This window comes from Desulfonatronospira sp. MSAO_Bac3 (assembly GCF_003838035.1).
In the GTDB taxonomy this organism is placed as follows: domain Bacteria; phylum Desulfobacterota; class Desulfovibrionia; order Desulfovibrionales; family Desulfonatronovibrionaceae; genus Desulfonatronospira; species Desulfonatronospira thiodismutans.
Genome location: NZ_QYZY01000198.1, coordinates 1 through 4,299, shown reverse-complemented (window position 1 = coordinate 4,299; position 4,299 = coordinate 1). Strand labels below are relative to the sequence as shown.

Below are 4,299 nucleotides of genomic sequence, written 5' to 3'. Positions count from 1 at the left end.
GATTCAGCCGGCCGGCCCACCGCCAGCAAGGCCATCACTGCGGCCTGCTGCGGCAGGTTGAAGCGCTGGCGCAGGGCCTCTTCATCGTACATGCCGATCCAACATGTGCCCAGGTCCATCTCAGTGGCCCGGAGCATGATATGGGTCAGGGCGATGGAGCAGTTCATGCCCACTGCCCCGCGCAGCACCTCGGTGGGGGCGTTTTGAGCCTTTTCCACGTAGTCTTCCACTCCGGCCTGCATTTCCGGGGGCAGAACCGCGCTGTCGCGCAGAAAACGCACCGCTGCCCTGGCATCCTCCAGAAACCGGGTGATGTCTGCGCAGCAGATGAGCACCGCACCTGCTCCGGCCACCCATTTCTGGCCCCGGGTTGGGGAACCCGACAGCCACTGGATGTCTTCCCTGCCGTCTACGATTTTGAATCTCCAGGGCTGGGCGTTCATGGCTGAAGGGGCCAGCCTGGCCGCCTCCAGAAGCTGCATGATTTCATCCCTGGAGACGGGATCGTCTGCAAATTTTCTGATGCTGCGTCTTTTTTCAATGGCCTCGTGTACCTGCATAGGCTTGTCCTCCTGTTTTCAGGTCTGCAAAATTACAGACCCTTTCTTTCAAACCAGACAAAGAGAAGAAGTCCGATAATGATAAAGGCAAGGATAACCGGCCAGTGACTGATGTTCAACACCTGGGGCAGGGTGATTTTGCCGTAGTCCCCCCAGGCATAGACCGTGTTTTTAAGCACTGGATAGGCTTGGGCGAATACGGCTGCTCCGGCTATCATGCCCAGGATTCCCCACAAAGCGTCCAGGCGGCCTTCGCCCAGAGCCCCGAGAGAGGTCCCTGGACAGTATCCAAGCATGCCCCAGCCCAGTCCGAAAAGGATGGCCCCGATTATGTTGGCTCCCATGATGGTGGTCTTAATGGACAGATCCACCTGTCCCAGGTCATAGAGAAGATATATTCCCACCATGCTTACCAGGACGGTACTGAACATGAATTTGATAATGGTCATGTCCAAAAGACGCAGGGCGCCCAGCTGCTTGTCGTAGCGCACCACCCGGGCTTTCTGCAGCAGAAAGCCAAACAGAATGCCGGTAATTAAGCCGATTATGATAAGTTTCATGATTTAGCACCTCCATAGATAATCCTGGCCATGATGATTCCGGCACCCAGGAAAAATATCAGGGAGATGAGGCCGCTGACGGAAAGTTGAAGCGTACCGCTCAACCCGTGTCCGCTGGGTCAGCCATCGGCCATTCTGGCTCCGAACATGGCCACGGCACCTCCGGCAAAAGCCATGAGGCCGCGCTTGACCGGGGTGAACCCGAAGTTCTGCTGCCACATGTCCGGGACCCACTGCACCTTGAAGGAGCCGGAGGTTCTGGCGGCGATAAAAGAACCCACCAGAATTCCGGTGACAAACATCCACTGCCAGTCAACCTGGGGAGCCACCTGGACATAATATTCCAGCTGCTCCAGCCTCTCCGGTGCGATGAGGCCTTCAATCATGCCTGCTGCTCTGACAAAACTTGTGGATGCTCCGAAATACTGACCGGCTATCCATACGGACAGGATCACCACCAGTCCGCTCAGAGCGCCGGCCAGATATGGGCTCCATGCTGTACTCTTGGGCATATTACCTCCTTGAATAAAGTTTGATAATTGAAAAGCTCATGTTCCTGGCCGAATCTTTTTCAGCAGGGTCTGATAGGCTTCATTCAACCTGATGAATTCCTCATGATCTCCTCCCTTGTCCGGGTGCATTTTCAGGGCCCGGCGGCGGTAGATCCTGGTGAGTTCCCTCATAGACATTTTTTTCAGTTTCTGCACGGACATGCCCAGGATGGTACTGACCTCCTCCATGCCAGGCTCCTTCCTGGCCGGTCGGGGCTGCTCAAACCCGGCCCGGTTGCGGGCCATGAAGTCCCGGATATGTTCCTGCAGGATATTGCCCGTAGAAAAGGGATAATCGAAATACATGATCACATAGCGCCTGAGATACTTATGCAGGCCCTTTTTCCTTGCATGGCCCTTCCAGAAGGAAACGTCCCGGTCCAGCCGGCAGACTTCCTGTAAAAACAAGCGGTCCAGTCTGTGCTGGTCCAGGCCCTGGGGCATCTTCCCGGCTATGATTTCATCAAAGAAGCGGCGCAGATAGAAAAATGAATATACATACAGGGAGTATTCAGAGGGATTGAGGCTGCCTTCCATGTTTATGAACAGATGCTCCAGTTCATCCCTGGATTTGAAGGCCAGTGGCCGGTAGAACTTTGTGGGTATACGGGTGAGTTTTGACTGGTCCAGTTCCCCCAGGCGCAGGTAGTTGTAGCGGCGCTTGTCAATAATGTGCAGCCGGTTGCGGATGAATTCGTCTTCCTGGTGGGTAAGCTCCGGAATCCTGGCATTTCTTGCGTCCCTGGACTTGAAGCCCTGCAGGGATCTTTTTATGTCCGGACTCACAAAAGGCCAGAATACATCCTCCAGGTCCCCGTAATCCCAGGCAGTGCCGGAGGCGTTTAGCTGCTCCTCCACCTGCTCGTGAATATAAAAGCTCCTGCCCCCGGGGTACTCAAGAAAAACAGACGGGTCGTGGCCAAGGTCCATTAGATCCCTGGATACATACACCCCCTGACTGAGCACAGACTGGCGGATAACGTAATATCTTTTTTTGTTCTGATCTTTCCAGGCCAGATACACGAAATATTCCTTCTGGTTGCGGCCCGCCCCGTGGGTTCGCCCCTTGAGGCGGGCTGCAATACGTATTTTTACATCAAGCGGTCAGGGGTTGCCTGAAAAAAGCGCAGGCGCTTTGACATCAGCTTCCTTTCACCCCTTTGGCGATGCGCTCGCCGATATCCTTGTCAATATTGCGCCAGTACTCCAGAGCCCGCTCCAGAATGGGGCCGCTGACGCCTTTTTTGAGATGACCGACAACATTGGACACCAGCCTTTCACGCTGGGCCTCATCCATGACCTCGCGCACCAGGGTACCGGGCTGGCCGAAATCGTCGTCATCCTTGCGCAGGGTATAGGCGGTGCGCATAAATTCTCCAGAGGCCTCCCAGACGGCTTCTTCGGGATAACGCTTTGGGTCGGCGCTGGGTCCGCCCTTGGAGTTGGGGGCGTATACAGGATCGGAGACATTTTCAATGCGCATGGCCCCGCCTTTGCTGTAGCTGTGTACCGGTGCCTTGGGCCGGTTGACCGGGATCTGTTTGTAATTGACCCCGAGTCTGGCCCTGTGAGCATCGGCATAGGAAAAAAGCCGGGCCTGAAGCATGCGATCCGGGCTGGGGCCGATGCCGGGCACAAAGCTGTTGGGCTCAAAGGCGGCCTGCTCAATCTCGGCATGAAAATCGGCCGGATTGCGGTTCAAAGTCAGCCGTCCCACCTCGTGCAAGGGATAGTCGCTGTGAGGCCAGACCTTGGTCAGATCAAAGGGGTTGTAACGGTAGGTTTTGGCGTCTTCAAAGGGCATGATCTGCACCTTGAGGGTCCAGCTGGGATTTTCACCGCGCTTAATGGCCTCAGCCAGGTCCCGGCGGTGGTAGTCGGCATCCTGGCCGGCAATTTTGTCCGCTTCTTCATCAGTTAGAAACTCAATGCCCTGGTCAGTCTTGAAGTGGTATTTGACCCAGAACTTTTCGCCTTTGGCGTTTACCCACATATAGGTGTGACTGGTGTAGCCGTTCATATGCCGGTAGGTTTTGGGCACCCCGCGATCGCTCATGAGGATGGTCACCTGGTGAGCGGACTCCGGGGACAGGGTCCAGAAGTCCCACTGCATGTCGTGGCAGCGCAGGCCGGTGTCCGCCCGGCGTTTCTGGGAGTGGATGAAGTGCTGGAATTTCATGGGGTCGCGAATAAAAAACACCGGAGTGTTGTTGCCCACCATGTCGTAGTTGCCTTCCGGGGTGTAGAATTTGACAGCAAAACCGCGCACGTCCCGCCAGGTATCCGGGCTGCCGGACTCTCCGGCAACGGTGGAAAAGCGGGCCAGGACCTCTGTCTTGGCCCCTGGCTGGAATAATGACGCCTTGGTATAGGCGCTCACGTCACTGGTGACCTCAAAGTGCCCGAAGGCCCCGGAACCCTTGGCATGGGGCTGGCGATCCGGAATCATTTCCCGGTTGAAATTGGCCATCTGCTCCAGCAGATAATGATCCTGAAGCAGGATGGGGCCGTCCGGGCCTACGGTCAATGAAAACTCATCGCTGGATACCGGCATTCCGGCATCATTGGTTGTGGGTTTTCCCTGATTGTCTGCCATGATGTTTCTCCTTTTTCGTTTTTATGGTTTAT

5 protein-coding genes are annotated in these 4,299 nt (G+C 55.7%); all 5 read right to left on the bottom strand.

Annotated features, from left to right (window positions below):
* Positions 1–560, bottom strand: a 560-nt coding sequence (locus D5S03_RS06855) for a nitroreductase family protein (RefSeq protein WP_287043140.1), incomplete at its 3' end; no start/stop codon positions are given.
* Between the two features lie 32 nt (positions 561–592).
* Complete coding sequence (locus D5S03_RS06850; RefSeq protein ID WP_008869932.1) at positions 593–1,120, bottom strand: DUF6691 family protein; 528 nt, start codon at positions 1,118–1,120, stop codon at positions 593–595.
* The gene (locus D5S03_RS06845; protein WP_008869933.1) at positions 1,117–1,632 is read right to left on the bottom strand and encodes a YeeE/YedE thiosulfate transporter family protein; all 516 of its coding nucleotides are present in this window, start codon (positions 1,630–1,632) and stop codon (positions 1,117–1,119) included. The genes D5S03_RS06850 and D5S03_RS06845 overlap by 4 nt, the downstream gene beginning before the upstream one ends.
* Positions 1,633–1,668: 36 nt before the next feature.
* Positions 1,669–2,694, bottom strand: coding sequence for a DnaJ domain-containing protein (locus tag D5S03_RS06840; RefSeq protein ID WP_287043138.1), 1,026 nt, complete (start codon positions 2,692–2,694; stop codon positions 1,669–1,671).
* Between the two features lie 118 nt (positions 2,695–2,812).
* Entirely contained in the window at positions 2,813–4,267 is a 1,455-nt protein-coding gene (locus D5S03_RS06835) for a catalase (RefSeq protein ID WP_287043137.1), read from the bottom strand.
* Positions 4,268–4,299 lie beyond the last annotated feature (32 nt).